The sequence below is a fragment of the Sphingomonas eleionomae genome, assembly GCF_049889035.1.
Taxonomy (GTDB): domain Bacteria; phylum Pseudomonadota; class Alphaproteobacteria; order Sphingomonadales; family Sphingomonadaceae; genus Sphingomonas.
This window is the reverse complement of the sequence record NZ_JBLTWP010000001.1, coordinates 361,142-387,546: the sequence shown is the minus strand read 5'-3', so window position 1 is coordinate 387,546 and position 26,405 is coordinate 361,142. Positions and strand designations below refer to the sequence as shown.

Below are 26,405 nucleotides of genomic sequence, written 5' to 3'. Positions count from 1 at the left end.
TCCCCGTGTTGGGGAGAGGGCGTGGCCCTGTTTACGGGACCGCCACCTCGAACGGCACGGCGGGCAGCGGCGCTTCGTCGAACAGGTTGACGACCGGCGCGTCGGCCCAGGCATAGCGCACCATGTCCACCGGCTTGCCATCGCCGGTCAGCCGCACCGTCGCGCCATCGGCCTGCGCGGCGGCATAGCGGCATCCCGCCCCCGCCCCGCACAGCTCGAACCCGATCGGCTGCGGCGCGCTCCATGCCCGCAGCGATCCGGTGACGCCAGAAAACGATACCACCACGTCATTGCCCTCACGCCGCGCCCCGCTGACCAGCGGACCGGACGGGGACCTGGTGCCGCCATAGGCCAGCGCCGTCGCCGCCCGTGCCAGGCGCAGCGCCAGTTCGTTCTTGTTCGCCGGGTGAATGTCCGTCCGCTCGCCGATATCGATGGCGGTAACGATGGCCGCATGGGGATCGTTCACCGCGGCCAGCCGCTGTTCGTTGCGGGTCGCCGCCCATGCGCTGTCCACGGGCTGCCAGGTCGGCGTCCCGTAATTGGTCAGCCCGACGATCAGGAACGGCAGGTCGGCAACCCCGGACTGCCGCCGCCATCCCGCCATCAGCGCCGCCATGCGCTGGTCATAGCCGCGCGTGCCGACATCGCTTTCCCCCTGATACCAGGCGGCGCCCTTCAGCGCGATCGGTCCCAGCGGCGCGATCATGCCGTTGTACAGCGTCGACAGACCCCAATGGCTTTCCCAAGGCGTACGGGGCGGCATCCCCTTGACCGTGCTGACCGAATAGCGCCAGCCATCGCTCAGCGGCACCGCCGCCTGCACCTCGACGGTCAGCTTCATCTGCTCCGCCGGTCCCATGAATCCGCCCGGCCCCCAGGTATCACCGATGGCGACCAGGATGCGGTTCTGCCCGGGCTTCAGCACGCCGGCCGGCACCGGATAGGTGCGCCAGCTGCCCCAGCCGAAACTGGACCCAACGGGCACGCCATTGATCCACACCGTGTCCAGCTCGTCGATCCCCGCCAGGCTGAGGGTCGCCGCCTTGCCCGCCGCTTCCTTGCCCAGCGGCACGTCGCGCGCAAACCACACGGTGCCGTTCAATTCGGCGGTCGCGCCGCCCCATTGCTCCCATGGCGTCATCTTCGGCACCGGCTGCCAGTTCAGCCGCTGGGGCGCGTTCCACGGCTCCTGCCCCGGCTTGTCGCCCGTCTCCTTGCGCCACCATTCGCCCCATCGCCGGGCATAGGTGATCAGCGCCTTGGCCGGATCAGCGGCATATTGTTCCAGCAGCGCGGCGTCCTCTGCATTGCCGGGCAGCGGCCGGGCATCCGCCAGCGCGATCCACGGCCGGATCGCCGTACCGCCCCAGCTGGCGTCGATCGCCCCCATCGGCACGCCCTGTTCGGCCTTCAACTGCTTGACCATCAGGTAACAGGCCGCCGAAAATCCGCTCACGCTGTCGGGCGATGCCGCCGCCCATGCCGGACGCTTGTCCAGCGGTGCATCCGGCGCATAGGCGACCCGCCTTTCCATCTGGAGCAGCCGGATCTGCGGGTCGGCAGACGATGCGACCAGCGCGGGACCGTTCAGCGCGTTCCGCGTCTGATACTCCATGTTCGACTGGCCGGAACACAGCCAGACATCCCCGACCAACAGGCCGGTCATCGTCGTCGCGGCGCCATTGGCACCCGTGACGGTCAGGGTCATCGGATCGCCGCCCGCCTTGATCGGGGGCAGCACCGCCTGCCACCGGCCCTTGGCGTCAGCGGTGGCCTTCGCCGCCGCGCTGCCCATGGCGACGGTCAGCGCCTCGCCCGGATCGGCGGTGCCGGTGACGATGACCGGGCGATCCCGCTGGATCACCGCGTTGCTGCTCATGGGGGTCAGGATGACAGGCTCCGCCTGCGCCGCTCCTGCGGCAAGCAGAAGGGCGGCGGCAAACGGGCGATGGATCATCCTCTTCAGAACCCTTTTATCGTTGTTCCCTTCAATCCGGGCACGTCCACCCGGAATGAAAACAGGTCGCCGGCCAGCGGCTGGGCGGCGCGGCCCGCCGCATCCAGATGCTTTGCCGCCGTCGTGGCGAACACGGTCTTCAGGTCCGGTCCGCCAAAGGCGATCTTGGTGATCGCGCTGACCGGAAACTCCACCACCTCAAGCAGTTCGCCCGCCGGGGAATACCGGCGCACGCCCCAGCCATTGTAAAGGCTGATCCACACGCACCCTTCCGCATCGACGCACGGCCCGTCGGGATAGCCCTCGGCGTTCGGGATGGTGGTGAACAGGCGAGTGTTGGCCAGGGTGCCGTCCGGCTGCACCTCGCTCGCATACACCGGGCCGCCCAGCGTATCGACGGTATAGATGGTCTCGCTTTTCGGGCACAGCGCCGGGCCGTTGGTGATCGAAACCGGCCCTGCCGCCTTGATACAGGCATTGCCGTCCAGCCGATACCAGTACCCGGTATCCGCCGCCTCCCCATCGTCCATCGTCCCGAACCACAGGCGGCCATGGCCATCGACCACCCCGTCGTTCAGCCGGTTGCCCGGCATGTCCGGTTCCGGATCGACAATCGGGGTAAACCCGCCGGTGGCAGGATCGAACAGCGCCAGCCCGGTCTGCAACCCCGCGATAAACTGCCCGCTGTCGGTGGGCAGGCAAAAGCCGACCTGTGCCGGCGCATCCCAGCTTTGCTTGTCCCCGCTGGCCGGATCGAACCGATGGATCCGGTGGCTCTTGATGTCCACGAACCACAGGGCGGCATCCCGCTCGACCCACACCGGCCCTTCGCCCAGCGGCGCGCCCAGTGACCAGACCGATTGCGGATCGGACAGGCAAACCGTCATGTCAGCGCCAGCCCGCGTCCACGAAATAGCTGTGCCCCGTTACCAGACGGGCATCGTCGGACGCGAGGAACAGCACCATCGCGGCGATGTCGTCCGGCACCAGCCGCCCCTTCAGGCACTGCGCCGCCACGATCTCGGCCTCGCCCTCCGGCGTGTACCATTTCAGCTGGCGCGGCGTGCGCACATTGCCGGGGATGACACAGGTGGAACGGATGCCGAACTCGCCCAGATCGCGGGCCAGACTGCGCGACAGCCCCTCGATGGCCGCCTTGCACGTCTGGTACAGAGGCAGGTCCTTCAGCCCCAGATGCCAGCTGATCGAGCCCAGGTTGACGATCGCGCCGCCGCCATTGGCCTTCATGCCCGGCACCACTGCCTGCGCGGCAAAGAACATGTGCTTCAGGTTCACCGCCAGCCGGTTGTCCCAATAGGCCTCGTCCACCTGTTCCACGGAATGGCGGTCGTCATTGGCTGCGTTGTTGACCAGCACGTCGAACGCGCCGCCCGTGGCGGCCTCGGCTGCGGCAATCGCCGCCTTCAGCGCGGCGATGTCGGTCAGGTCGACGCGGTGAAAGCTCGGCCGGTTCGGGCCGTCCAGCCGCTCGACCACCGCCTGCGAATCCGCCTCGGCAATGTCGAAAAACGTCACCTGTGCGCCCTGCGCCACAAATCCCTCGACCAGCCCGGCACCAATGCCGGAACCGCCGCCGGTGATCAGGACGCGCTTGCCCTCCAGGCTTGGATAAATGGCACGCCGGGCTGCGGCTTGCGTCAACGGAGCCGGATCAGCCTCGGCCATGTCAGTTCCTTTCGTCACGAAAATCCTTGTCCACACGGGGCATCCCCTCCCCGTGCGCCATTTAATATTATTTAATCAAGCCGAAACCGCTTCACGAAGCAATCCGCGTTCGGCCAGGTTCCGGTAAAATGCGCGAATCCCCATCGTCCATGGCGCCGCCGCCTTGCTGGTGGTCACCGGGTTGATCAGGCGGCCCAGCCGGTCATTGGCGATCGTCACCCGGTCGCCGACCTTGTGGGTAAAGCCGCGGCCCGGCACGTCGCGGTCCTGCACCGGCGCGAACAGCGTGCCCAGGAACAGCACGAACCCGTCCGGATACTGATGCTCGCTCAGCGTCTGCTTGACCAGGTCCAGCGGATCCCGGCTGATCTGGCGCATGGAGCTGTGCCCTTCCAGGCGATACCCCTCCGGCCCCTCGATCAACAGGTCGATCTCCGCTGCGCGGACATCGTCCATCGTATAGCCCGCATCGAACAGGCGGATGAACGGCCCCACGGAACAGGACGCATTGTTGTCCTTTGCCTTGCCCAGCAACAGGGCGCTGCGGCCTTCGAAATCGCGCAGATTGACGTCATTGCCCAGCGTCGCGCCAACCGCTTCGCCCCGCGAATTGACCGCGATGACCACTTCGGGTTCGGGGTTGTTCCAGGTGGAATCGGACCGCACGCCGATCTCCGATCCCCAGCCAAGCGTCGACAGGACCGGCGCCTTGGTGAACACCTCGGCATCCGGGCCGATGGCGACCTCCAGATATTGCGACCACATCCCGGCATCGATCAGCGCCTGTTTCAGCCGCATCGCCGGCTCGCTGCCCGGCACCACCGAACGGATACCGTCCCCGACCTTGCTTTCCAGTTCGGCACGGATGGCGGCCGCCGCGGACGAATCGCCCCGCGCCCGCTCCTCGATCACGCGCTCGATGGCGGAAACGGCAAAGGTCACGCCCGCCGCCTTCACGCATTGCAGGTCGATCGGCGACAGCAGCGTCGCGCCGCCCTCTCCGCCCGGAACGGACAGGTCCGTGACATCGCCGATCGCGCGGCCACTGACGGCCGAAACGTCCCCGTCCAGCAGATCGGCGACGGTCGGCACTTCGCGCGACACGTCGTAAACGGTGCCACCCCGAACCACGACCGGCACCGGCCCCTGCGACAGGCCGACCCGCCCGACGAGCAGCGCGTCCTGATAGTCCACGGGCAATGATTGCGGCGAAAGCGTCCTCTCCACGGCGGATCCCATCATCTGTTGAACATTGATAGCGCTACCACTACGCTGGCCCGCTCATCTGTCAAGCCATCCGGCCCGGCAGCGGTCGCACCGGAAGCGACAGTCAGGCGCATTGTCGGCTGAACCGGGCCGATGACGATGCCGGGATCATGAATCCCATGAACGGCCCAAGCTGAACGACCCGCTTGTCGCCCGCCATCTGAACCGACACGTTCATCTCATTGGGCTGCAACGCGATTTTGGCCGGGCCGGAAATGCAATGGAATTTCCATTCCGGGCCAACCGTCACCATGCCCTCGATGGCGGCGTCATAGGGTGCGCTGGTGCGCTGGATGCGGATGGGCAGGTTGATGGTCGAACCACCCGCATCACCCGTCACCGCACGGGCATAAAAGCCAAAGCTCAGCTTGTCCCCGACGGCAAATCCCTGACGCAGCGTGATCGCGGTCTGGATATCCCATGGATTGGCGCCCTTGCGCGCGACATTCGCCTCGATCGCCATGCCGCCCGGCGCGCCTTCCGACTCGACGACCTTGGTGCGCATCCCCTTGCCGGTAAAGTTCCATTCGGCATTTTCAGGATCGGTGATCAGGATCTCCCCGGCCGCCTGCGCAAATGCCCCGACAGCGCCTATCGCCGTCATCATCGCGCTCAGTGCGAGCGCCACGCCTCTCCTCATTGCCCTCTCCCCAAGGCTGTTATCGCTATCAGTTTCCGCCAAAAAGGGCCGGAACGCAAGAGCGAACCGGCCCCTTTGGCATGGCTGTGCGATCCTGTCGGATCAGATGTGCCAGGCGCCATCCACGCGGGCCAGAACGCCCGCCGCCGCGCCCTTCAGCGCGTCCGGCAACAGCGCCTCCGGCATGTCCTGATAGCTGACGGGCCGCAGGAACCGGTCGATGGCCAGCGTGCCCACCGACGTGGTGCGCCCGTCCGATGTCGACGGGTATGGGCCGCCATGCACCATGGCATGGGTCACCTCGACGCCGGTCGGCCAGCCATTGACGATGATCCGGCCCACCGTCTGCTCCAGTGCAAAGATCAGCTTGCGGGCGGCGTCATAATCCGCCTCGTCGACCTGCAGCGTCGCGGTCAACTGACCCTCCAGCTTGCGCAGCACCTCGTTCAGTTCGGACAGGTCGGCACACCGCACCACCAGCGACGATACGCCGAACACCTCATGGGCATGGGCGGGGTCGGCGATGAAATCGGCACCCTTCGTCTCGAACAGGGCGGCGACGCCGCGCGTCGGCCCTTCGGCTGCCTGACCGGTGGCCACCGTGCGCACGGTCGGGCTGGCGGCCAGCTTGGCCTTGCCTTCCTCGAACGCCTTGTGAATGCCGTCGGTCAGCATGACCTGCGCGCCCAAGCCAGACACGCCGCCGCCCGCACGCTCGACAAACGCATCAAGGTCCGGCCCGTCCACGGCCAGAACCAGGCCGGGATTGGTGCAGAACTGGCCCGCACCCATGCTCACAGACGCCACGAACGCATCGGCCAGCGCGCCGCCACGGTTGGCCAGCGCGTGCGGCATCAGGATGACGGGATTGATGCTCGACATTTCGGCATAGACCGGGATCGGCACCGGCCGGGCCGCCGCGATCTTCATCAGCGCCGTGCCGCCGCCGCGCGATCCGGTGAACCCGACCGCCGCAATGCGGGGATCGGCGACCAGCGCCTGACCGACGGTCGATCCGGCACCGGTCACCATCGAAAACACGCCATTGGGCATCCCGGTCTTTTCCGCCGCGCGGATGATCGCGCCTGCGACCAGTTCCGACGTGCCCGGATGGGCCGAATGCGCCTTGACGACCACCGGGCACCCGGCGGCCAGGGCCGACGCGGTGTCCCCACCCGCAACGGAAAAGGCCAGGGGGAAATTGGATGCGCCGAACACGGCAACGGGGCCCACCGGCACGCGGCGCAGGCGCAGGTCGGATTTCGGCAGCGGCTGACGGTCGGGAATCGCATGATCGATGCGGATGCCCTGCCACGCGCCATCGCGCACTTCCTTGGCGAACAGGCGAAGCTGGCCGACGGTGCGGCCCCGCTCGCCGTTCAGCCGCGCTGTCGGCAGGCCGGTTTCGGCACAGCCCCGCTCGGTCAGCGTATCGCCCAGCGCATCAATCTCGTCAGCGGCCGCTTCCAGAAACGCCGCGCGCTGTTCCAGCGGCAGGTTCGAATAAATCGGAAACGCAGCAGCGGCCAGCGCGCACGCTTCCTCGACCTGCTCCACGCTGGCCATCGAAAAACCGGCGTCCGCAATCGCTTCGCCCGTTGCCGGGTTATAGGCATGAAACCGCTGACTCGTGCCAATGCGAGCGCTACCAATAAACAGTTCTCCGGTAATCGTCATGCCCTCTCTCCTGCCAATGCGGGGTATGGTCGGGGACTTAGGGAGTGGTGCCGGAACATTCAAACGGAAATGCCGGGCAGCGCAGAGAAGCGGGGATGCCGGATACAGATAAGCCCCGCCGGCACTGGATGCCGACGGGGCTTGTCATGGCGCGCCCGGAACGATTCGAACGTCCGACCCTCAGATTCGTAGTCTGATGCTCTATCCAGCTGAGCTACGGGCGCGCATTGGAGGGGCGCTAATAGAAGGGGTTTTCGGATCATGCAAGCCCGTTGCGAACAGAATATGGCGGGCATAGACGGAGGCATGATCCAACGCCCCGCCCGTTCGCCCTTTACCCTGTCCATCACCGCGCTTTCGGCCGCCGCGCTGCTCGCCGGCTGCGGCATCCCGCGTCAGGATTATCCAAGCCTGCTGCCGCGCCCGGTCGAAAAGGGGATGGCGGGCCGCCCGACCCCGGTGCAGCCAGTGGCCGCTCCGGTCGGCGATCCCGCGCTGGATACCGCCATCGCCGATGCGGCGGCCAGCCGCACATCCGTGGAACAGGCATTCGATACGGCGTTGAACACTGCCGAACGCGCCGTTGCGGCTGCCCGCGGCAGTGCGCCGGGCAGCGATCGCTGGCTGTCGGCACAGCTCGCGCTGGGTCAGCTTGATCTCAACCGCGATGCGCTGTCCGGCGTGGTCAGCGATCTCGACCGGCTGGCCAGCGACCGGGGGATCGAGGGGCTGGACGCCTATCCGCCCCTCACCGCTGCGCTCGAAGCCGCGCGCGAGGCACTGGCCGCCCGCCGCGCCCGCATTGCGGCGCTGGAGGAACAGCTGGCCCCCGCGCCCTGATCCGCCGTGCCTATTCCCCGGCCAGCTCGGGGTGCAGCGCGTTCAGCACCGGCAGGATCGATGCGTGATCGTCGGTCCATGGCTTGAACCCCGGATAGGGTTTCAGCCCCTCCCACCCATCGCCCGCCAGCTGCAGCAGCGCAATCGTCTCCGGGCTGGGGCTCAGCGCGATCCAGTCGGATGCGGTCGCCTGTTCCAGGCCGGGGCCGGGTGTGTAGCGCATTCGCGCGGCATACCATCCCTTGGCCCGGATGTTCGCCGCCACCACCGGCGCCATCGCCAGATAGCGGTTGGAGATGTGCACCATCAGCAGGCCGTCCTTGGCCAGCGCCTGGCGATAGGTGGCGAATGCCTCCTGCGTCAGCAGATGGACCGGCACCGCATCGGATGAAAACGCATCCAGCGCGATCAGATCAAGGCTCGCCGGCGCCGCCTCGGCCAGCCGCAGCCGCGCATCGCCCAGCACCACCTTCGCCTGCGGTGCGCACTGCTTCAGGAACGTGAACTTGCCGCTGTCCCGCGACAGCTGGACGACCGTGGGGTCGATCTCGAAAAACTGCCATTGCTGGCGCGGCCGGGCGTAACAGGCCAGCGTCCCGGTCCCCAGCCCGACAACGCCGATCCGCGAATCCGGTCCGTACAGCGCCTCGGCAGCGATCATCGCCTGCCCCACGCCTGACCCGGGCACATAATAAGTGGTCGGCCAGCGCAGCCGGGCCTCGCTGCCGCGCAGCTGAACGCCGTGCAGCGTCGTGCCATGCGTCAGTTCGCGGACATAGGGGTTGCGGTCGTTGATCGTATAGACGCCGAAATAACTGCGGGTGCGCACATCGCCCCGGATGGTCAGGCCGATGGCGTTCCACCCGCCGAACAGGAACAGCGCCCCGGCCAGGATGATGACGAACGGCACGCGCCGCCCGATGACGAACAGCGACAGCCCCGCCAGGATCAGGAACCCGACCCCCTCCGGCTTCTTGCCCGGCAACAGTTCCGGCCGGTTCAGGCCGATCATCACGATGGCAAAGACGGCGGCGGTCACCACTCCGGTCAACAGCCATTGCCGCCGCAGCGTGCCGCTCCAGATCCGCTCGATCGGATCCAGCAGGAAGATCTGCGGCACCAGCACCCCGGCCGTCAGGATCAGGATGGGATATTCATAGGTCCAGTCGAACACCACCGGCGCGATCAGCCCGGCGAACACGCCGCCCAATGCCCCGCCCAGCGCCATGACAAGATAAAATCCGGTCAACCGGCTCGGCTCCGGGCGCAACTCGTACATCCGCGCGTGCAGCGCCACACTGACCACGAACAGCAGCGCCAGCGCCATGATCGCGTTAAGCAGCGGATATTCGTGATTGCCCGCGATGATGACCCCGCCGAACATGATCAGCGTCACCGGCGCACAGCGGATGATGACGTCCGCCAGCCCCCGCCGGTCGGCAAAGGCGACGCTGAAACTCAGCAGATACAGGCCCAGCGGCATGACCCACAGCAGCGGCACGGCGACGATATCGGTGGTCAGGAACGTCGTCGTCGCCAGCATCAGGCCCGACGGCACCAGCGCCAGCGCCAGCCAGTGCAGGATGCGCCGCCTGCCGGGGGCGGAACCGGGGGCGTGCATCTCCCGCGTCGGCGGCGCGCCCTTTGGCAGCAACCGGGCACAGGCCAGCACGAACAGGATCAGGGCGATATAACCGATCGTCCACAGCCACCGCTGGCCGGTGATCGGCAGGCTGGGTTCAACCAGCAGGGGATAGGCAAGCAGGCCGCCGAAACTGCCGATATTGGACGCGGCATACAGGGCATAGGGGTCCGCCCCGCCACTGGCGCTGGAAAACCATCGCTGCACCAGCGGCGCCTGTGCCGACACCGCCAGGAACAGCGGCCCGATGGACGCGATCAGCAACCCCGGCACCCACAGCGCCGGCTCGCCATCGGCGGGCGGGCTGATCGCGATCAGGCCGATGGGCAGCCAAAGGCATGCCCCGGCCAGCACGCCCAGATGGATCGCCGCCTGCCGCCGCACGGCAAACCGGCCCAGCCAGTGCGCATAGCCATAGCCGCCCAGCAGCAGCGCCTGATAGACCAGCATGGCGCTGTTCCACACCGCCGGCGCACCGCCCAACCGGGGCAGCGCCATGCGCGCGATCATCGGCTGGACGAGGAACAACAGGAAACTGCCCAGCAGGATGGTGGCGACGAACAGCCATCGGCGCGACGACGAACCCCCGGACGCGTCGGTCAGCGCGTCGGTCGCCATGATGGCTTCCTCTTCCAGGCGGGTTTCGGGAACGGCTGGATCGCTCATGCTGCCGCGCTCGCCGGTTCGGTCTGCGGCCGGTCGACGGCATAAACGATCATAGCCGCCTGCGGGCTGTCCGCCGGATAATCCGGGTGACGGAAATCCAGGTCCTCGCGACGCTTCATGCCCAATCGCCGCATCAGGCCCCATGACCGCGCGTTGCCGATCACGGTCCAGGCGGAAATGCGCGGATGCGCGGTGTTCGCCCATCCCCATGCCAGGCTCGCCTCGGCCGCCTCACGCGCGATGCCCTCTCCCCACCATCGCTCGCCGATGCGCCACCCGATCTCCAGGTCGCCCATCACCGGCGTGCCGGGATGCCCGCCGATGCGCAGGCCGCAGACCCCGGCCAGCTCGCCCGTCTCCCGCAAATCGACCGCCCACATGCAATGGCCGTGCTGCGCCTGTTGCGCCATCTGGGCATCGATGATCGCATTGTGCCGCTCGGCGGAAACCGGCCCGCCGAAATGCGCCATCATCGCGGGCGTGTTCACCAGCGCATGGAACACCGGCTTGTCCGCCTCGGTCCAGGGTCGCAGGTGCAACCGGTCGGTAACGATCACGGCTGCAGCAGCCGCGCGGCGTGCAGGGCGTGATAGGACAGGACGCCGGAACATCCCGCCCGCTTGAACGCCATCAGCGTTTCCAGGATCAGGGCATCACGGTCCCCCGCCCCCGCCGCTGCGGCCGCCTCGATCATCGCATATTCGCCGCTGACCTGATAAGCGAACACAGGCACCTCGAACCGTTCCTTCACCCGCCGGACAATGTCCAGATACGGCAGGCCCGGTTTCACCATTACGCTGTCCGCGCCCTCGTCCAGGTCCAGCGCCACTTCGCGCAGCGCCTCCTCGGCATTGGCGGGATCCATCTGGTACGTCTTCTTGTCGCCTTTCAGCAGCCCGCGCGAGCCGACCGCATCGCGGAACGGTCCGTAAAAGGCCGACGCATATTTGGCGGCATAGCTCATGATCTGGACATTATGGTGCCCGGCTTCTTCCAGCGCCGACCGGATCAGGCCGATGCGCCCATCCATCATGTCGCTGGGCGCGATCACGTCCGCCCCCGCCGCTGCCTGATTCAGCGATTGCGCCACCAGCATTTCGGCCGTGGCGTCATTCAGGACATAGCCCGCATCGTCGACCAGCCCGTCATGGCCATGCGCGGTATAGGGATCCAGCGCCACATCGGTCAGCACGCCGATATCCGGCACCGCATCCTTGATCGCCCGGATCGCCCGGCACATCAGATTGTCGGGGTTCAGCGCCTCGCGCCCATCCTCGCTGCGCAGGTCGTGCGGCGTGTTGGGGAACAGCGCGATGCACGGGATTCCCGCCGCCGCCGCTTCCCTTGCCCGCGCGGCGATGCCGTCCACCGACCAGCGCGACACGCCGGGCAGCGATCCGATCGGCTCCTCGACCCCCGACCCGTCGGTGACGAACAACGGCCAGATCAGGTCGGCCGGGGACAGCACGGTCTCGGCGTGCATCCTGCGGCTCCACGGGGCGGATCGGGTACGGCGCATACGCAGCGCTGGATAATGGCTCATGGAGCCGGGTTGTGGGGCGATGGCAGCGGGGAGGCAAGCCCGAATCCGCGCCTTGGCGCCGCCCGACGTCGCCCCGGACTTGATCCGGGGCAAGGCTTCCGATGGCCGCCGGCGTCACCCTACCGGGATCATGTCCGCACGGACGATCTGCCCGCCCTCCGTCACCCCGGCACAGGGCCGGGGTGACGATAGGCGCTGTATCCAGCCATGCTCCTGCCAAAGCAGGAGCGCTGGCATTATCCCAGCCGCGCCAGCGCCGCGGACAGCCGCTCCGCCTCGGCCTCTTTCTCCGCGTGATCGGCCCTCGCCTTTTCCACTGCCTCCGGCTTGGCACGCTCGACAAAGCTGGGGTTGGAAAGCCGCCCGGCCAGCGCATCCCGCTCCTTCGCGGCGGCAGCGATCGCCTTGGTCAGGCGCGCCTTCTCCGCCTCCAGGTCGATGACGCCTTCCAGCGGCAGGACCAGCACCGCCTCGTCCACCACCACCTGCAACGCGCCGCCCGCCGGTTCCGCACCGTCCGCCCGGTCGATCCGCGCCAGCCGCGCAATCGCCGCCGCCTGCCGGTCCAACCGACCCAGCGTCGTCTCGCCCGCATCGCGGACATGGAACGCCAGACGCGCGCCCGGCGGCACGTTCAGTTCCGCCCGCGCCGCGCGCACATCGCTGACCAGCCGGATCAGCCAGTCAATCTCGCGCCCCGCCTCGGGGTCCAGCGACCGGGCGTCCGGCATCGGCCATTTGGCGACGATCAGGTCATATTCCCGTTCGCCCAGCGCGTGCCACAGCTCCTCGGTCACAAACGGCATGAACGGGTGGAGCAGCACCAGGATCTGATCCAGCACCCATCCGGCAACGCGCCGCGTTTCGTCCCCGGCGGTGTCCGCATCCGCCCCTCGCTCGTCCTGAGCCTGTCGAAGGACGCTGCCCTGCAACACCGGCTTGATCAACTCGACATACCAGTCGCAGAACCGGCTCCACGCGAACTGATAGATCGCGTTGGCCGCCGCATCGAAACGCAGCTCTGCCAGCGCCAGATCGACCGCCTGCACGCACGCCACCGTTTCGCCGATGATCCAGCGATTGACCGCCAGGCTCGCCTCCGGCGCCTCGATGCTGCGGCTCGCGCCGATCCCGTTCGACTGGCAGAAGCGGGCGGCATTCCACAGCTTCGTCGCGAAGTTCCGGTATCCCTCGACCCGCGCCTCGTCCATCTTCACGTCGCGGCCCTGGCTCTCCATCGCCGCCATGAAGAAGCGCAGGGCATCCGCGCCGTACTTGTCAATCAGGCCAAGCGGATCGACCACATTGCCCTTTGACTTGGACATCTTGGCCCCGTCCGCCGCGCGCACCAGCCCGTGCAGGTACAGCTTGCGGAACGGCACATCGCCCATGAAATGCATCCCCTGCATCATCATGCGCGCATCCCAGAAGAACAGGATGTCGAACCCGGAAATCAGGATGTCGTTGGGATACCGCCCGCCCAGCGTCCGTTCGCCATTCTCCGGCCAGCCCAGCGTCCCGAACGGCCAAAGCGCGGACGAGAACCAGGTGTCGAGTACGTCATTGTCGCGGGTCAGCGCAACGCCGGCCCCTGCCTCGGCCTGCGCCTCCTCCTCGGTTTCGGCCACGAACACGCGGCCATCCTCGGCATACCATGCCGGGATACGGTGCCCCCACCACAGCTGGCGGCTGACGCACCAGGGCTGGATATTGTCCATCCAGTGAAAAAACGTCTTTTCCCACGTCCTGGGCACGACCTGGATCGCGCCGGATTTCACCGCCTCGATCGGCCGCTGGGCCAGCGTCTTGGCATCGACATACCATTGGTCGGTCAGCCAGGGCTCGATGACCACGCCCGACCGGTCGCCATAGGGCGTCTGGATCGTCCGCGGCTCGGCATCATGCTCGGCCCCGTCCTTGTCAATGTGCGGGATCAGCCAGCCCTCGGCCTTCAGCCGTTCGACCACCGCCCGCCGCGCATCGGCCCGGTCCAGCCCGATCAGCTCGGCCGGGATCATCCCGTCCGCCGTCTGGCAAACCGCCGCCCTGGCATCCAGCATGTTGAGCATCTCCGCCGGCTTGATCCCGGCGCGAACCCCCACTTCAAAATCGTTGAAATCATGCCCCGGCGTGATCTTCACCGCGCCCGACCCCAGTTCGGGATCGGCATGTTCGTCCGCGACGATGGGGATCAGGCGCCCGGTGATCGGCAGGCGCACCTGCCTGCCCACCATCGCGGTATAGCGCGCATCGTCCGGGTGCACCGCCACCGCCATGTCGGCCAGCATGGTCTCGGGCCGCGTCGTCGCCACCTCGATATGCCCCGACCCGTCGGCCAGCGGATAGCGGATGCGCCAGAAGCTCCCCTTCACCTCGCGCGTCTCGACCTCCAGGTCGGAAATCGCGGTGCCAAGGCCAGGGTCCCAGTTCACCAGCCGCTTGTCGCGATACAGCAGCCCCTGCCGATACAGGTCGACGAACACCTTCAGCACCGTCTTGCTGAAGCCATCATCCATCGTGAACCGCTCGTCCGACCAGTCCATCGAACAGCCCAGCCGGCGCAGCTGCCGGGTGATCGCCCCGCCGCTTTCCGCCTTCCACTGCCACACCTTGTCGACAAACTGCTCGCGCGTGAAATCGGTGCGCTTCTGCCCGGCGGCGTTCAGCTGCCGCTCGACCACCATCTGTGTGGCGATGCCGGCATGGTCCATGCCGACCACCCATCGCGCATCCTTGCCCTGCAACCGCGCATGGCGGGCCAGGATGTCCTGCAACGTATTGTCCAGCGCATGGCCGATATGCAGGCTGCCCGTGACGTTCGGCGGCGGATTGACGATCGTCCATGGCTCCGCGCCGGGCCGGTCGGGGCGGAACAGCCCTTCGCGCTCCCAATGGGCATACCAGCGGGCCTCGATTTCGGCCGGGTCGAACGTGCGGGACATTTCGGTCATGCACCGCGCAATAACCGGGCGGACGGTCAGCGCAAGAGAGCGCGGCATCCCGGCTTGACTCATCAGCGTCATCTGTTATTTCTGTCTTTACAGAAAGGATTGCACTTGAGCCTGTTCGACCATCCCGATGCAAAGGCGTTCATCCTCCATTGGGGGGAAATGGGCACGCAATGGGGGGTCAACCGATCGGTGGCTCAGGTCCATGCCCTGCTCTATCTGTCCGACCGGCCGCTGCCGGCGGACGAGATTACCGACACGCTCACTCTCGCCCGTTCCAACGTCTCCACCGCGCTCAAGGAACTGACCGGCTACGGCATCGTCCGCCGCGTGCATGTAGAGGGGGATCGCCGCGATCATTTTGTCGGCGAAACCGATCTGTGGGAAATGCTCGTGCGCATCACGCAGGAGCGTAAGCGCAGAGAGATCGACCCGACGATTCAGCTGATGGGCGAACTGGCCGAACGGCTTCGCAACGATCCATCGGCCCCGCCCCATGTCCGGGAACGGATCGTCCGCATGAACGAATTCATCGGCACGCTGGGCAACTGGTACGAACAGGTGCGCTCCCTGCCCAAATCCACCCTCGTCACCCTGATGAAGCTGGGGGCAAAGGTCGCCCGCTTCATCCCCGGTTCCGGCAAGCAGGAAGGCTGACCCGCCCGCCGCCCGTCGAGTCCCGATCAGCCGCACCCATATGTTTCTGTATTTACAGAATTAACTGAAGGCAGATAAACATGGACCTTGAATCGCCTCGCCTGCCGACCGCCACCCGCCGCATCGCCGGTGCCTTTGCGGTCGCCCTGGCCTTTGCGCTTGGCGTCTATCTGCTGCTCGATTTCACCCGGCCCGGGGCGCTTGTCGGCTTCACCTTTCTGCTGGTGCTGCCCGCCGCGGTCACGGCGTTCATCGCCTATGTCGGGGACCCGCATGGGGAAAAAGGGCGCGGCTGGTATCTCGGCACCGTCCCCTTCGTCCTGATGCTACTGGTCATCGTTGCATCCATGGTTTTCCTGCGGGAAGGCGTGATCTGTATCCTGATGCTCGCCCCGCTGTGGATGGTCAGCAGTCTGATCGGCGGCGCGCTGACCATGAAGCTGCGCCAGCGCCGCAAGCCGGGGGAATCGATCGAGGCGACGTTCAACGCCAGCGCGCTGCTGGTCATCCCGCTCGTCGCGTTTCAGGTCGAACCGATGATCCCGCTTCCCCGCGATCGCTATGTCGTGACGCGCAGCATCGATATTGCCGCCGATCCGATGACCGTCTGGCAGCTGGCCAAGGGCGTCGGCGCGATCCGCGCGGACGAGGGACGCTTCACCGTCTCGCAAAGCCTGATCGGCCTGCCCCGCCCCACCGGGGTCCGCCTCGATGCCGACCGGGTGGGCGCGGTCCGCCACGTCGCGTGGCAGGATGATATCCGCTTCGATGAAGTCGTGACAGCATGGCAGCCGGGACGTCGGCTCCACTGGGATTTCCGCTTCGGCCGCGCTGCGATGGACGGCTGGGCGATGCAGGACCGGCACCTGATGCCCGACAGCCCGCATTACCGCATCACCGATGGCGGCTATCGGCTGACCCACCTGCCGGATGGCGGCACCCGGCTCACGCTGACCACCCGCTATTGGGCGCAGACGCCGGTGAACCGCTATGCCCGCGCCTGGGGCGAATTGCTGATTGGCGATGTGTCGAACAACGTGCTGGCGATCATCGCTCAGCGGGCAGAGGCGGCCAGCAACCGCCCCGCGCCCCATGCGATCAGCGCCTGGCCCGCGAAATACGTCGGCCAGATCAGCAGCTCCCAGCTGCCAAATCCGCCGATCCGCGCGAACAGGATCAGGTCGGACAGGACGAACAGCATCGCGCCGACCCCGACCCGATAGCGGGGAAAGCGGCTGGTCCACGCAAATGCCGCCATGCTGCCCAGCCCGGCCGCATAGATGGCGACGCCAGCATCCCGGCTCAGCAACGCGGCGATCAGCGTCGTGGCAGGCGCGATGATCCATCCGAGCAGGCGCTGGCTCCGGCTCATCGCCGGTCGCCGGTGCCGGGCGAACAGCGCGATATAGACGATATGCCCGGCCAGGAACGCGATCGCCCCCACGATCAGGCTCACCGCCTCCAGCAGGACATCGCCGATCGCGCCCAGCGCCAGCGCGGCGGCCAGCAACCGGCCATCGCTTTCCCGCGCCGTCATCGCCGCCCATAGTGCGAGCAGGCCCACGCCCGCCCCCTTCCACACGACGACGCCCGGCCCGCTCAGGTCGGACCATCCGACCAGCGTATAACTCGCCCCCGCAATCAGCGCCGCTATCCAGATCGTTTTCGCCATCCTGTCCCCGCTCGTGCTGAGCCTGTCCAAGCACTGCCCGTCTTCTTGCGCCAATGCCAGCACGCCGATGCCCTATTCCCCACCGTCACCCCGGCCTTGTGCCGGGGTCCAGCGTGCCACCGCACGATCCGCCTGCTGCCGCACAATGGATGCCGGAACACATCCGGCATGACGGGAGCATGGGCGCACCGCCCTGCTTCACCAAACACCGTCACCCCGGCCCCGTGCCGGGGTCCAGCTTGCGGTCCGCCAACCGCCCGCTGCTGTACCATGGATGCCGAAACAGGTCCGGCACGACGAGCGTAGCGAGAAGGCCCTCACCCTTCTGGCGCTGCGCGCCTCCCTCCCTCTCCCGCTTGCGGGAAAGGGAATGATGGCACAGGCCGCGTTGAATGCTCCCTCTCCCGCAAGCGGGAGAGGGAAGGGGCCCGCCGCGAAGCGGTGGGAAGGGTGAGGGTCTTCTTGCTGCCCCCCTTCCCACCGCCCTCCGCCCAATCCCGCCCCTTTCCTACACACCCGTCTTGCGCCTAGGCTCTGCCTGCGCAAAAGCCCCGTGCATGGCGCGGAAAGACCCGGTTCCGACTGTCAACCGCCCCGTAAACCCATTCATAGTGTCAAAACTGTCAAAACTGGCCCCAATTTGATGACCAACACCCACGACATTCACATCATTGGCGGCGGCCTCGCCGGATCGGAAGCCGCCTGGCAGCTGGCCGAGGCCGGGCTTCGCGTCCGCCTGTCCGAAATGCGCGGCTCCGGAGAACGCACCCCCGCGCATCAGACCGACGATCTTGCCGAACTGGTCTGCTCGAACAGCTTTCGTTCCGATGACGCCGACAGCAATGCCGTCGGCCTGCTGCATCAGGAAATGCGCGCATTGGGCTCGATCATCATGGCGATGGGGGATGTGCACAAGGTTCCGGCCGGATCCGCCCTTGCCGTCGACCGCGACGGCTTTGCCGCCGGGGTCACCGCACGCCTGGCTCAACATCCGAACATTACCGTCGTGCGGGAACGGATCGACACCCTGCCCGCCAGCGGCCCGACGATCATCGCCACGGGTCCCCTGACCGCGCCGGGTCTGGCCGGCGCTATCGGCGCTGCGACGGGCAAGGATCAGCTGGCGTTCTTCGACGCCATCGCCCCCATCGTCCATGTCGAAAGCATCGACATGGACATCGCCTGGAAACAGTCGCGCTGGAACAAGGGCGAAGGATCGGATTACATCAACTGCGCCATGGACCGCGAACAGTATGAGGCGTTCCACGCCGCGCTGATGGCGGGCGAAAAGACCGAGTTCCGGGAATGGGAAAACGTCCCCTATTTCGACGGCTGCATGCCGATCGAGGTAATGGCGGAACGTGGGCTCGACACGCTGCGCTTCGGTCCGATGAAGGGGGTCGGCCTGGATGATCCGCGCACCGGCCGCTGGCCCTATGCCGCCGTTCAGCTCAGGCAGGATAATGCCACCGGCACGCTGTGGAACATGGTGGGTTTTCAGACCAAGCTGAAATATGCCGAACAGGTGCGCATCTTCCGCACCATCCCCGGCCTTGAAAATGCAGAGTTCGCCCGACTGGGCGGCCTGCACCGCAACACCTTCATCCGCTCGCCCGAGCTGCTCGACCCCACGCTGCGCCTGAAATCGGCCCCGCATATCCGCTTCGCCGGACAGATTACGGGGTGCGAGGGCTATGTGGAAAGTGCTGCCATCGGCCTGATCGCCGGGCGTTTCTGGGCCGCCGAACTGGCGGGCCGCGCCATGACGCCGCCGCCGGTGGAGACCGCGCTGGGCGCGCTGCTCGGCCACATCACGGGCAATGCGCGGGCGGAAAGCTATCAGCCGATGAACGTCAATTTCGGCCTGATGCCCCCCATTCCCGGCCGCACGAAAAAAGCGGATCGGAAACGGATGTACACCGACCGCGCCCGGGTCGCCCTTGGGGAATGGCTGGCGGCCTAACCCTCGGCCTCTTCCTCCGCCGGTTCCGGGGCGCGCTCGGCCGGCGGACATTTGACGCTCGCAGCCGGCTTGCGCTTGACCGCAGTGGTCGCAAACTCTGTCCGGGTCAGCACCCGGTCGCCGCTGGCATCGGCCTTGGCGAACTTGTCGGTGGTGCGGATCGCCCATTCGTCAAAGCTCAGCCGGCCGTCGCCATTGGCATCCAGCTTGGCATAGGCCTTGCGCCGGCTGGCCAGATATTCGTCCCGGGTGATCCGGTCGTCCCGGTCCTTGTCATACCGGTCGAACCGTTTCTCCTCCCGGCTCCGCTCCGGGGCCGAAGGGGCGACATCGGGCAGGGGCGCTGCTGCGGCCTGCGCCCCTGGCGGCGGCGGCGGTGTCGGGCTGGCCTCGCCGCTCGCCATCGACCGGTACAGGAACAGGCCCGCCACCATCAGCAGCATCGCGCCTGCCGCCCCCGCCAGATACCGCCACATCGCCCGCCTCCCAGCCCCTTTGACGCCAAGGCTAGCGGAGGCCGCGCGATGGTCAATGCGGATTAGCGACCGGTCAGCTTCATCAGCGCCAGCCGCGCCACCCGCCCCGGCGCACCATGCCGGATCGGCTGGTCCAGCGGCATGGCGGCATCCATCCGCGCCAGCAGCGAAAGCGCGCCCAGCACCCGCAGCGGCCCCGGCCAGCGCCCCGGCGCATCGGCCAGCGCAGCCAGCGCCATCCCCTGTGCCTCCCCCGCCGCCGCCGGATCGCTCAGATGTCGGGACAGATCGGCCAGCGCCCATCCCTGCCCCGCCTTGGCGAGGCCCGCAGGCTCACCGACCCCGGCACACCGCGCCACCGCCCGGAACAGCGTTGCCCCCCGCTCCTCGGCATAAGCGCCCAGAATTTCCGGCGTCAGTTCCTCCGCCGTCGCCAGCCGCTCCCATCCCGTCGCCATGTCGGCCAGCATCTGGCCCGAAACCTCGGCGCCGACCACCGCTGACGCCACCTCGACCAGCACCGGCATCGCTGGTGGTTCCCCGCCGTCCAGCGCCGCCAGCTGATCCCGCCACCACGCAAGCCGCAGCTGCGCCAGCATCGGCTGACCCGTCGCCCGCAACACCGCACCCAGCGAGTCGTCCAGGCTCAACAGCGCCTTGACCACTGGCTGCAACGTCGCCGGGGCATATCCGATGGTCAGCGCCACCTCGGGGTTTTCCAAAAGGCGCAGGGTCACGGCCGGTTTCCAGGGGTAAATGCGTCAGTAACCATGATGGTTGAACAGCGGTTATCCAATGCGGGTGCATGGGCAAGGGTACGTATATCCGGGGGCCGCAGGCACTATGCAATTCTGGTTCACAAAAAAAGCCCGTCATGCAGGCGGTTTGCTGACCCGATTGGCCCGCGACAAGCGCGCCAACACCCTGGCCATCATGGCCGCATCGCTGATGCCGCTTGCCGGCCTGATCGGCGGCGCGCTTGACCTGAGCCGGCTGTACATCGTCAAGACGCGGCTTCAGCACGCCTGCGATGCTGGCGCGCTTGCCGGCCGCAAGGCGATGGGCGGCGGCATCTGGACCCAGAATGGCGGCAGGCCGAACCAGACCGCCCAGCAGTTCTTCAACGCCAATATCGCGCCCAGCAGCTTCGGCGCAGAGAGCGTCACCGCGACCTTCGCGGAAACGGCTGGAAAGGTGACGGGGACAGCCAGCGCAACCGTGCCGATGACGGTGATGCGGGTGCTGGGCAAGGAAGAAGAAACGCTGCAGATCGACTGCGATGCCGAAATGCGGCTGCCGAATACGGACGTGATGTTCGTGCTTGACGTTACCGGGTCGATGGATGATCCGCTGCCGAACGACACACAGCGCAAGATCGACGGTCTGAAAACAGCCGTTCTTTGCTTCTATGAAACGCTCGCCCGCGAAAACACGGCCGCATCCTGTGTCGGCGGCGACCCCAGTGGTGGTATCGGCACTGAAACCCAGGTCCGGTTTGGCTTTGTGCCCTATGCCTCCAACGTCAATGTCGGACGCCTGCTCAACCCCGACTGGGTCGTCGACCAGTGGACCTACCAGTCCAGGCAGATCAAGACGGTCTATGGCGTGGAAACCGGGTTTACCGATGGCGCAAAGGGCAATTGGAGCAATTGGAGCGGAAACGTCAGCGCCACGACGGCGACTAGGGCAGAGTGCGAAGCGCTTGCCCAGCCCGCGATTCGGGATGAAGCGCGCAACGCCAATGCCTGGCTTGGCCGGAACGAGGCCAATGGCGGCCTGACATCATGGGACGGTACGTTTCAATCCGTCCGTCAATGGCGCGACCGCGAGTATCAATATGTCAGCTGGGCAGCCGGCAACAACAACTGCAAATATCGCACGCGCACCCGCAATTACGATCGCACCTTCGACTTCCGCCATGTTCAGCAAGGCACGGCGAATGCCCGCGCCTTCAATGCGTGGGAGTATAAACCCGTCCAGTTCAATGTGAGCGGCCTGAAAAATGGCACGACATGGAACAACAGCATTTCGCTTCCGATCAACAACAATTTCGGGAACAGCACCATCAACTGGGCTGGCTGCATCGAGGAGCGTGATACGGTCCGCGCGACCAGCTATTATCCCATCGATGCGGACGCCATCGACCTTGACATTGATCGCGTCCCTTCGACGGGCGACGACCGGACGCGCTGGCGGCCAGCACTGGCGGTCACATACCAGCGAAAAGTCAGTTCCGACAACAACAACGCGCGTTCGCTCAACACCATCACGAGCTTTACCAACTTTTCCGGAGGAAGCTTTGCCTGCCCGGTTGCCGCGACCAAACTGACCGAATGGGCTTCTGCCAGTGCGTTTGAAACCTATGTCAACGCATTGACGCCCAATGGTAACACCTATCACGACATCGGCCTGATCTGGGGTGGCCGCCTGATGTCGCCCACCGGGCTGTTCGCCAGCGAAAACCGGTTCACGCCGGAGGGCGGCGAGATCGAGCGGCATCTGGTGTTCATGACCGATGGCGACGCCTGTACCAATGTCAACAACTACCAGGCATATGGCCTTGCCTGGTACGACCGGCGTCAGACCGACCCCGACATCGAACCGACTGAGGGCTGCAGCACCACCGGCACGTTGACCGAACAGGTCAACGCCCGGACCCAGGCGATCTGCACCGCGATCAAGAACAAGAACATCACACTCTGGGTGATCTGGTACGGCACGTCCAACACCACGATCGAGGGTCAGATGACGACCTGCGCCTCGTCGGGCCGGTTCTTCAGTGCGCGCAACTCGACGCAGCTGCAGGAAACGTTCCGCGACATCGCCAATCAGATCTCTCAGTTGAGGCTGACCTCGTGATCGCGCAACTTCGCAAATCGGCTGCGCGGCTGGCGCGGGCGAAGGATGGCAATACCTTGCTTGAATTCGCCTTCATCGCGCCGACACTGTGCATGCTCGTGATGGGTGCGATGGACATCGGCCATACCCTGTACATGGACGCCATGGTCGAGGGGATCGTCCAGAAGACAGCCCGCGACGGTGCGCTGGAGGGCGGTCAGCTTACCGCCAGCCAGACGGCCATGGACCAGAAGGTGCGGGACGAGGTTGCCAAGCTGGTCAGCGGTGCCACCACCACGATCACCCGCACCTCGTTCCTGAATTTCAGGCAGGCAACGCGGCGCGGCGAACCGTTTACGGACATGGCCAGTGCGCAGCCGGATGGCAAATACACGCCGGGTGAGACCTTTACCGATCTCAATGGCAATGGCGTCTATGATGAGGGAGAGGTTTACATCGACACGATGGGTGCACCCGACGGGGTGTGCAACAACGGCGAGGCGTATGTCGATGAAAACAATAACAACAGCTGGACTGCCAATCTGGGGCAAAATGGCCAGGGCGGCGCCAAGGATGCCGTGATCTACCGCGTCGAGGTGGATTATCAGGCAGTGTTTCCGCTCTATGAGTTCATCGGCATGTCCGGTGCAAAACAGATCGTTGCAACCACTGTGCTGCGCAACCAGCCCTATGGCGACCAGAGCGGAACGGTCAGCTCGACGACAAGGAATTGCCCATGAAGCGGGCGGGCATCATGATCGCCGCGGCGGTGCGCCGGCTGCGTGGCAACACATCCGGTCTCGCGCTGATCGAGTTTGCTTATGGCCTGCCGTTTTTCCTGTTGTTCACGCTGACCGGTGCTGAACTGACCCATTACATCACGACGCGGATGCGGGTGAGCCAGCTGGCGCTGCACATTGCCGACAATGCTGCCCGGATCGGTGCGGGTACGCAGCTTCAGGCAAAGCGGATTACCGAACAGGATATCAACGACCTGTTGATCGGCGCTCAGCTGCAATCGGGGGGTCTCAACCTGTCGCAAAACGGGCGGGTGATCCTCAGCAGCCTCGAAGACGATCCGGCTCATACCGGCAAATACCGGATCCGGTGGCAGCGATGCTATGGGTCAAAGGTGTCGCACGAATCGACATACGGCGCGGCCGGCGCAGACAACCTGGCGGGCATGGGGCCGGCGGGCCGTCAGGCTGTGGTTGCCGACAGCAACGCCACCATGTTCGTCGAGCTGTATTTCGAATATACGCCGCTGATCACGACCGGAATCCATCCCGATCCAAACATGGTCGAAATCGCGTCGATGATGGTACGCGACCGGCGCGACCTGACCGCGGTGTACAACACGGAGAATGCGCCTCAGGCGCTTTGCACCGCCAATAGCGGCTGGCCGACCACCGGCACAGTGAACTGACCGGCAACCGCACCAGCGATGCCGTGGCGGAGCCAGCTGCCCCGCCACGGCGTCACGTCATCCGCGATAGGTGACCTTCTTTACCGCAGCCACGACCCGCGCCGCATCGACCAGGGCCAGCTTTTCCAAGTTGGCCGCATAGGGCAGCGGCACGTCCTCGTTCGTCACGCGCAGTACCGGCGCGTCGAGGTCGTCAAAGCCCTGCTCCATCGCCACGGCGGCAATTTCCGACGCGATCGAACAGGTCGGCCAGCCTTCCTCGACCACCACCATGCGGTTCGTCTTTTTCAGGCTTTCCAGTACGGTTGCCGTGTCCAGCGGACGCAGCGTGCGAAGATCGACCACTTCGGCATCCACGCCCTCGCCTGCCAGCGTCTCCGCTGCTTCCAGCGCGACGCCGACGCCGATGGAATAGGACACGATCGTCACGTCCTTACCCGGACGAACGATCCGCGCCTTCCCGATCGGCAGGACGTAATCATCCAGCTTCGGCACGTCGAAGCTGCGGCCATACATCAGCTCGTTTTCCAGGAAGACGACGGGGTCTTCGCTACGGATCGCCGCCTTCAACAGGCCCTTGGCATCGGCGGCGTCATAAGGCGCGATGACGATCAGGCCGGGTACGCTGGCGTACCACGGGCCGTAATTCTGGCTGTGCTGAGCCGCCACACGGCTGGCTGCGCCGTTGGGGCCGCGGAACACGATCGGACAGCGCATCTGGCCGCCGGACATGTAATTCGTCTTGGCCGCCGAATTGATGATGTGGTCGATCGCCTGCATGGCGAAATTGAACGTCATGAACTCGACGATCGGGCGCAGGCCGCCCATTGCGGCCCCCGTGCCGATGCCGGCAAAGCCATATTCGGTGATCGGCGTGTCGATGACGCGGCGCGAGCCGAATTCGTCGAGCAGGCCCTGCGTGACCTTGTAGGCGCCCTGATATTCGGCGACTTCCTCACCCATCACGAACACGCGGTCGTCGGCGCGCATTTCCTCGGCCATCGCATCCCGCAACGCCTCGCGGACCGTGGTCTTGACCATTTCGGTCCCCTCGGGGATCGCGGGATCGGCGGCGCGCGGCTTCACATCGGCGAGCTGAGCCGTACCGGTGGGCGTTTCCGCCTTGCCAGGAGCCTCGTCCGCCTTGAGCGCTTCGGGCGCAGGCGCAGCAGCAGGCGCGGCCTCAACCGAACCGGCATCCTCGCCCTCACCCGCGATCAACGCGATCACGGTGCCGACCTTTACGTTGTCGGTACCCTCGGCGACCAGGATCCTGGCGATCACGCCTTCGTCGACCGCCTCGAATTCCATGGTCGCCTTGTCGGTTTCGATTTCGGCCATGATGTCGCCCGCAGCGACGCTATCGCCTTCCTTCACCAGCCACTTGGCCAGCGTGCCTTCCTCCATGGTCGGCGACAAAGCCGGCATCTTCAGTTCGATCGCCATGTCAGTAGGTCCCCACCAGCACGTCCGTATAGAGTTCTGCCGGATCGGGTTCCGGCGTGGATTCGGCGAAATCCGCCGCTTCGTTCACGATCTTGCGAATTTCCGTCTCGATCGACTTCAGATCGGCCTCGGTCACGCCGGCGGCGGCCAGTTCCTTCTTCACACCCTCGATCGGATCGGAATTGTCGCGCATCGACTGCACTTCGTCGCGGGAGCGATACTTGGCCGGATCGGACATGGAATGGCCGCGATAGCGATAGGTCTTCATCTCGAGGATGATCGGGCCCTTGCCGCTGCGCACCCATTCCAGCGCGGTTTCGGCAGCGCCGCGACAGGCAAGGACATCCATCCCATCGACCTGGATGCCGGGGATGCGGAAGCTCTCGCCACGCCGATACATCTGATCTTCGGCCGATGAACGCTGCACGCTGGTGCCCATGGCGTACTGGTTGTTTTCGATCACGAAAATGATCGGCAGCTTCCACAGCTCGGCCATGTTGAACGATTCATACACCTGGCCCTGGTTGGCCGCGCCGTCGCCGAAATAGGCAAGGCACACGCCGCCATCGCCGGCATATTTATGCCCGAACGCCAGTCCCGCACCCAGGCTGACCTGAGCGCCGACGATGCCGTGGCCGCCGTAAAACTTCTTTTCGGTCGAGAACATGTGCATCGAACCGCCCTTGCCGCGGCTGATGCCCGCTTCACGTCCGGTCAGTTCGGCCATGATGACCTTTGGATCGATGCCATAGGCCAGCATGTGGCCATGATCGCGATATCCGGTGATGACCGAATCGGTGTCGCCATTCAGCGCCGACTGCAGGCCCACGGCCACCGCTTCCTGACCGATATACAGGTGGCAGAAACCGCCGATCAGGCCCAGGCCGTACAACTGGCCGGCCTTTTCCTCGAACCGGCGGATCAGAAGCATCTGGCGGTAGAATTCCAGCAGTTGCTCCTTCGAAGCCTTGAACCGCTGCGGTTCGCCGGGTCGCTCCCGATTGGGAATGGGGGGTTCGGTGCTGGCGCGGTTCGCCGGTGCCTTTGCCACGTTATCTT

21 protein-coding genes and 1 tRNA gene are annotated in these 26,405 nt (G+C 65.9%); 6 read left to right on the top strand and 16 right to left on the bottom strand.

Going from position 1 to position 26,405, the window contains the following annotated elements; all coding sequences use genetic code 11:
* Positions 1-31: 31 nt before the first annotated feature.
* From ACNI3Q_RS01815 to ACNI3Q_RS01785, 7 genes are all read right to left on the bottom strand, one after another.
* A complete protein-coding gene (locus tag ACNI3Q_RS01815; protein ID WP_426273640.1) occupies positions 32-1,960 on the bottom strand; it encodes a sialate O-acetylesterase in 1,929 nt (642 codons plus the stop codon).
* A gap of 5 nt (positions 1,961-1,965) precedes the next feature.
* Positions 1,966-2,847 (bottom strand): SMP-30/gluconolactonase/LRE family protein, encoded by an 882-nt coding sequence (locus ACNI3Q_RS01810; RefSeq protein ID WP_426273638.1) that lies wholly within the window; start codon positions 2,845-2,847, stop codon positions 1,966-1,968.
* A gap of 1 nt (position 2,848) precedes the next feature.
* The gene (gene xylB, locus ACNI3Q_RS01805; protein ID WP_426274177.1) at positions 2,849-3,646 is read right to left on the bottom strand and encodes a D-xylose 1-dehydrogenase; all 798 of its coding nucleotides are present in this window, start codon (positions 3,644-3,646) and stop codon (positions 2,849-2,851) included.
* Positions 3,647-3,721: 75 nt separating this feature from the next.
* On the bottom strand, positions 3,722-4,873 hold the full coding sequence (locus ACNI3Q_RS01800) for a fumarylacetoacetate hydrolase family protein (RefSeq protein WP_426273636.1): 1,152 nt from the start codon (positions 4,871-4,873) through the stop codon (positions 3,722-3,724).
* Positions 4,874-4,976: 103 nt separating this feature from the next.
* Positions 4,977-5,540: a carbohydrate binding domain-containing protein gene (locus tag ACNI3Q_RS01795; protein ID WP_426273634.1), complete on the bottom strand. Its 564-nt coding sequence runs from the start codon at positions 5,538-5,540 to the stop codon at positions 4,977-4,979.
* A 114-nt stretch (positions 5,541-5,654) separates the two neighbouring features.
* Positions 5,655-7,229 (bottom strand): aldehyde dehydrogenase (NADP(+)), encoded by a 1,575-nt coding sequence (locus ACNI3Q_RS01790; RefSeq protein WP_260019640.1) that lies wholly within the window; start codon positions 7,227-7,229, stop codon positions 5,655-5,657.
* Positions 7,230-7,376: 147 nt separating this feature from the next.
* Positions 7,377-7,453, bottom strand: a tRNA-Arg gene (locus ACNI3Q_RS01785).
* 82 nt (positions 7,454-7,535) lie between these two features.
* Here ACNI3Q_RS01785 and ACNI3Q_RS01780 point away from each other — a divergent pair.
* Positions 7,536-8,069, top strand: a complete 534-nt coding sequence (locus ACNI3Q_RS01780) for a hypothetical protein (protein WP_426273632.1) — start codon at positions 7,536-7,538, stop codon at positions 8,067-8,069.
* A 10-nt stretch (positions 8,070-8,079) separates the two neighbouring features.
* Here ACNI3Q_RS01780 and ACNI3Q_RS01775 read toward each other — a convergent pair whose 3' ends face one another.
* The 4 genes from ACNI3Q_RS01775 to ACNI3Q_RS01760 all read right to left on the bottom strand — a co-directional run bounded on the left by ACNI3Q_RS01775 (position 8,080) and on the right by ACNI3Q_RS01760 (position 14,871).
* Positions 8,080-10,329 (bottom strand): fused MFS/spermidine synthase, encoded by a 2,250-nt coding sequence (locus tag ACNI3Q_RS01775; protein ID WP_426274175.1) that lies wholly within the window; start codon positions 10,327-10,329, stop codon positions 8,080-8,082.
* A gap of 44 nt (positions 10,330-10,373) precedes the next feature.
* Positions 10,374-10,934 (bottom strand): GNAT family N-acetyltransferase, encoded by a 561-nt coding sequence (locus ACNI3Q_RS01770; RefSeq protein WP_426273630.1) that lies wholly within the window; start codon positions 10,932-10,934, stop codon positions 10,374-10,376.
* Entirely contained in the window at positions 10,931-11,920 is a 990-nt protein-coding gene (hemB, locus tag ACNI3Q_RS01765; RefSeq protein WP_426273628.1) for a porphobilinogen synthase, read from the bottom strand. The genes ACNI3Q_RS01770 and hemB overlap by 4 nt, the downstream gene beginning before the upstream one ends.
* A gap of 236 nt (positions 11,921-12,156) precedes the next feature.
* Positions 12,157-14,871, bottom strand: a complete 2,715-nt coding sequence (locus ACNI3Q_RS01760; RefSeq protein ID WP_426273626.1) for a valine--tRNA ligase — start codon at positions 14,869-14,871, stop codon at positions 12,157-12,159.
* A 105-nt stretch (positions 14,872-14,976) separates the two neighbouring features.
* On the opposite strand from ACNI3Q_RS01760, the gene ACNI3Q_RS01755 reads away from it, so the two are divergent.
* Positions 14,977-15,525, top strand: a complete 549-nt coding sequence (locus tag ACNI3Q_RS01755; protein ID WP_426273624.1) for a GbsR/MarR family transcriptional regulator — start codon at positions 14,977-14,979, stop codon at positions 15,523-15,525.
* 1,054 nt (positions 15,526-16,579) lie between these two features.
* Here ACNI3Q_RS01755 and ACNI3Q_RS01750 read toward each other — a convergent pair.
* A complete protein-coding gene (locus ACNI3Q_RS01750; RefSeq protein ID WP_426273621.1) occupies positions 16,580-17,197 on the bottom strand; it encodes a lysoplasmalogenase family protein in 618 nt (205 codons plus the stop codon).
* A gap of 643 nt (positions 17,198-17,840) precedes the next feature.
* On the opposite strand from ACNI3Q_RS01750, the gene trmFO reads away from it, so the two are divergent.
* Positions 17,841-19,160 (top strand): methylenetetrahydrofolate--tRNA-(uracil(54)-C(5))-methyltransferase (FADH(2)-oxidizing) TrmFO, encoded by a 1,320-nt coding sequence (gene trmFO / locus ACNI3Q_RS01745; RefSeq protein WP_426273620.1) that lies wholly within the window; start codon positions 17,841-17,843, stop codon positions 19,158-19,160.
* Here the strand turns inward: trmFO and ACNI3Q_RS01740 are convergent.
* Both ACNI3Q_RS01740 and ACNI3Q_RS01735 read right to left on the bottom strand, forming a co-directional pair.
* Positions 19,157-19,636 (bottom strand): EF-hand domain-containing protein, encoded by a 480-nt coding sequence (locus tag ACNI3Q_RS01740; protein ID WP_426273618.1) that lies wholly within the window; start codon positions 19,634-19,636, stop codon positions 19,157-19,159. The genes trmFO and ACNI3Q_RS01740 overlap by 4 nt on opposite strands.
* A gap of 62 nt (positions 19,637-19,698) precedes the next feature.
* The gene (locus ACNI3Q_RS01735) at positions 19,699-20,373 is read right to left on the bottom strand and encodes a squalene/phytoene synthase family protein (RefSeq protein ID WP_426273616.1); all 675 of its coding nucleotides are present in this window, start codon (positions 20,371-20,373) and stop codon (positions 19,699-19,701) included.
* Positions 20,374-20,521: 148 nt separating this feature from the next.
* Between ACNI3Q_RS01735 and ACNI3Q_RS01730 the strand changes: the two genes are divergently transcribed.
* The 3 genes from ACNI3Q_RS01730 to ACNI3Q_RS01720 are packed head-to-tail and all read left to right on the top strand — an operon-like array spanning position 20,522 to position 23,900.
* Positions 20,522-22,495 carry a Tad domain-containing protein gene (locus tag ACNI3Q_RS01730; RefSeq protein ID WP_426273614.1) on the top strand — a complete coding sequence of 658 codons (1,974 nt, stop codon included), beginning with the start codon at positions 20,522-20,524 and terminating at the stop codon, positions 22,493-22,495.
* Entirely contained in the window at positions 22,492-23,214 is a 723-nt protein-coding gene (locus ACNI3Q_RS01725) for a TadE/TadG family type IV pilus assembly protein (RefSeq protein WP_426273613.1), read from the top strand. The genes ACNI3Q_RS01730 and ACNI3Q_RS01725 overlap by 4 nt, the downstream gene beginning before the upstream one ends.
* On the top strand, positions 23,211-23,900 hold the full coding sequence (locus ACNI3Q_RS01720; protein WP_426273611.1) for a TadE/TadG family type IV pilus assembly protein: 690 nt from the start codon (positions 23,211-23,213) through the stop codon (positions 23,898-23,900). Before ACNI3Q_RS01725 ends, ACNI3Q_RS01720 begins: the two co-directional genes overlap by 4 nt.
* Positions 23,901-23,957: 57 nt before the next feature.
* Here the strand turns inward: ACNI3Q_RS01720 and ACNI3Q_RS01715 are convergent, their stop codons facing one another.
* Positions 23,958-25,346 (bottom strand): pyruvate dehydrogenase complex E1 component subunit beta, encoded by a 1,389-nt coding sequence (locus ACNI3Q_RS01715; RefSeq protein ID WP_426273609.1) that lies wholly within the window; start codon positions 25,344-25,346, stop codon positions 23,958-23,960.
* A gap of 1 nt (position 25,347) precedes the next feature.
* Positions 25,348-26,397, bottom strand: coding sequence for a pyruvate dehydrogenase (acetyl-transferring) E1 component subunit alpha (gene pdhA, locus ACNI3Q_RS01710; protein WP_260019657.1), 1,050 nt, complete (start codon positions 26,395-26,397; stop codon positions 25,348-25,350).
* Between the last annotated feature and the right edge of the window lie 8 nt (positions 26,398-26,405).

Bases quoted from the DNA above. Each gene is read 5' to 3' on its own strand.
- ACNI3Q_RS01750 (WP_426273621.1), bottom strand. From the start codon at position 17,197: ATGGCGAAAACGATCTGGATAGCGGCGCTGATTGCGGGGGCGAGTTAT.
- ACNI3Q_RS01740 (WP_426273618.1), bottom strand. From the start codon at position 19,636: ATGTGGCGGTATCTGGCGGGGGCGGCAGGCGCGATGCTGCTGATGGTG.
- ACNI3Q_RS01810 (WP_426273638.1), bottom strand. From the start codon at position 2,847: ATGACGGTTTGCCTGTCCGATCCGCAATCGGTCTGGTCACTGGGCGCG.
- ACNI3Q_RS01775 (WP_426274175.1), bottom strand. From the start codon at position 10,329: ATGGCGACCGACGCGCTGACCGACGCGTCCGGGGGTTCGTCGTCGCGC.
- ACNI3Q_RS01715 (WP_426273609.1), bottom strand. From the start codon at position 25,346: ATGGCGATCGAACTGAAGATGCCGGCTTTGTCGCCGACCATGGAGGAA.
- trmFO (WP_426273620.1), top strand. From the start codon at position 17,841: ATGACCAACACCCACGACATTCACATCATTGGCGGCGGCCTCGCCGGA.
- hemB (WP_426273628.1), bottom strand. From the start codon at position 11,920: ATGAGCCATTATCCAGCGCTGCGTATGCGCCGTACCCGATCCGCCCCG.
- ACNI3Q_RS01815 (WP_426273640.1), bottom strand. From the start codon at position 1,960: ATGATCCATCGCCCGTTTGCCGCCGCCCTTCTGCTTGCCGCAGGAGCG.
- ACNI3Q_RS01720 (WP_426273611.1), top strand. From the start codon at position 23,211: ATGAAGCGGGCGGGCATCATGATCGCCGCGGCGGTGCGCCGGCTGCGT.
- ACNI3Q_RS01760 (WP_426273626.1), bottom strand. From the start codon at position 14,871: ATGACCGAAATGTCCCGCACGTTCGACCCGGCCGAAATCGAGGCCCGC.
- ACNI3Q_RS01790 (WP_260019640.1), bottom strand. From the start codon at position 7,229: ATGACGATTACCGGAGAACTGTTTATTGGTAGCGCTCGCATTGGCACG.
- xylB (WP_426274177.1), bottom strand. From the start codon at position 3,646: ATGGCCGAGGCTGATCCGGCTCCGTTGACGCAAGCCGCAGCCCGGCGT.
- ACNI3Q_RS01780 (WP_426273632.1), top strand. From the start codon at position 7,536: ATGATCCAACGCCCCGCCCGTTCGCCCTTTACCCTGTCCATCACCGCG.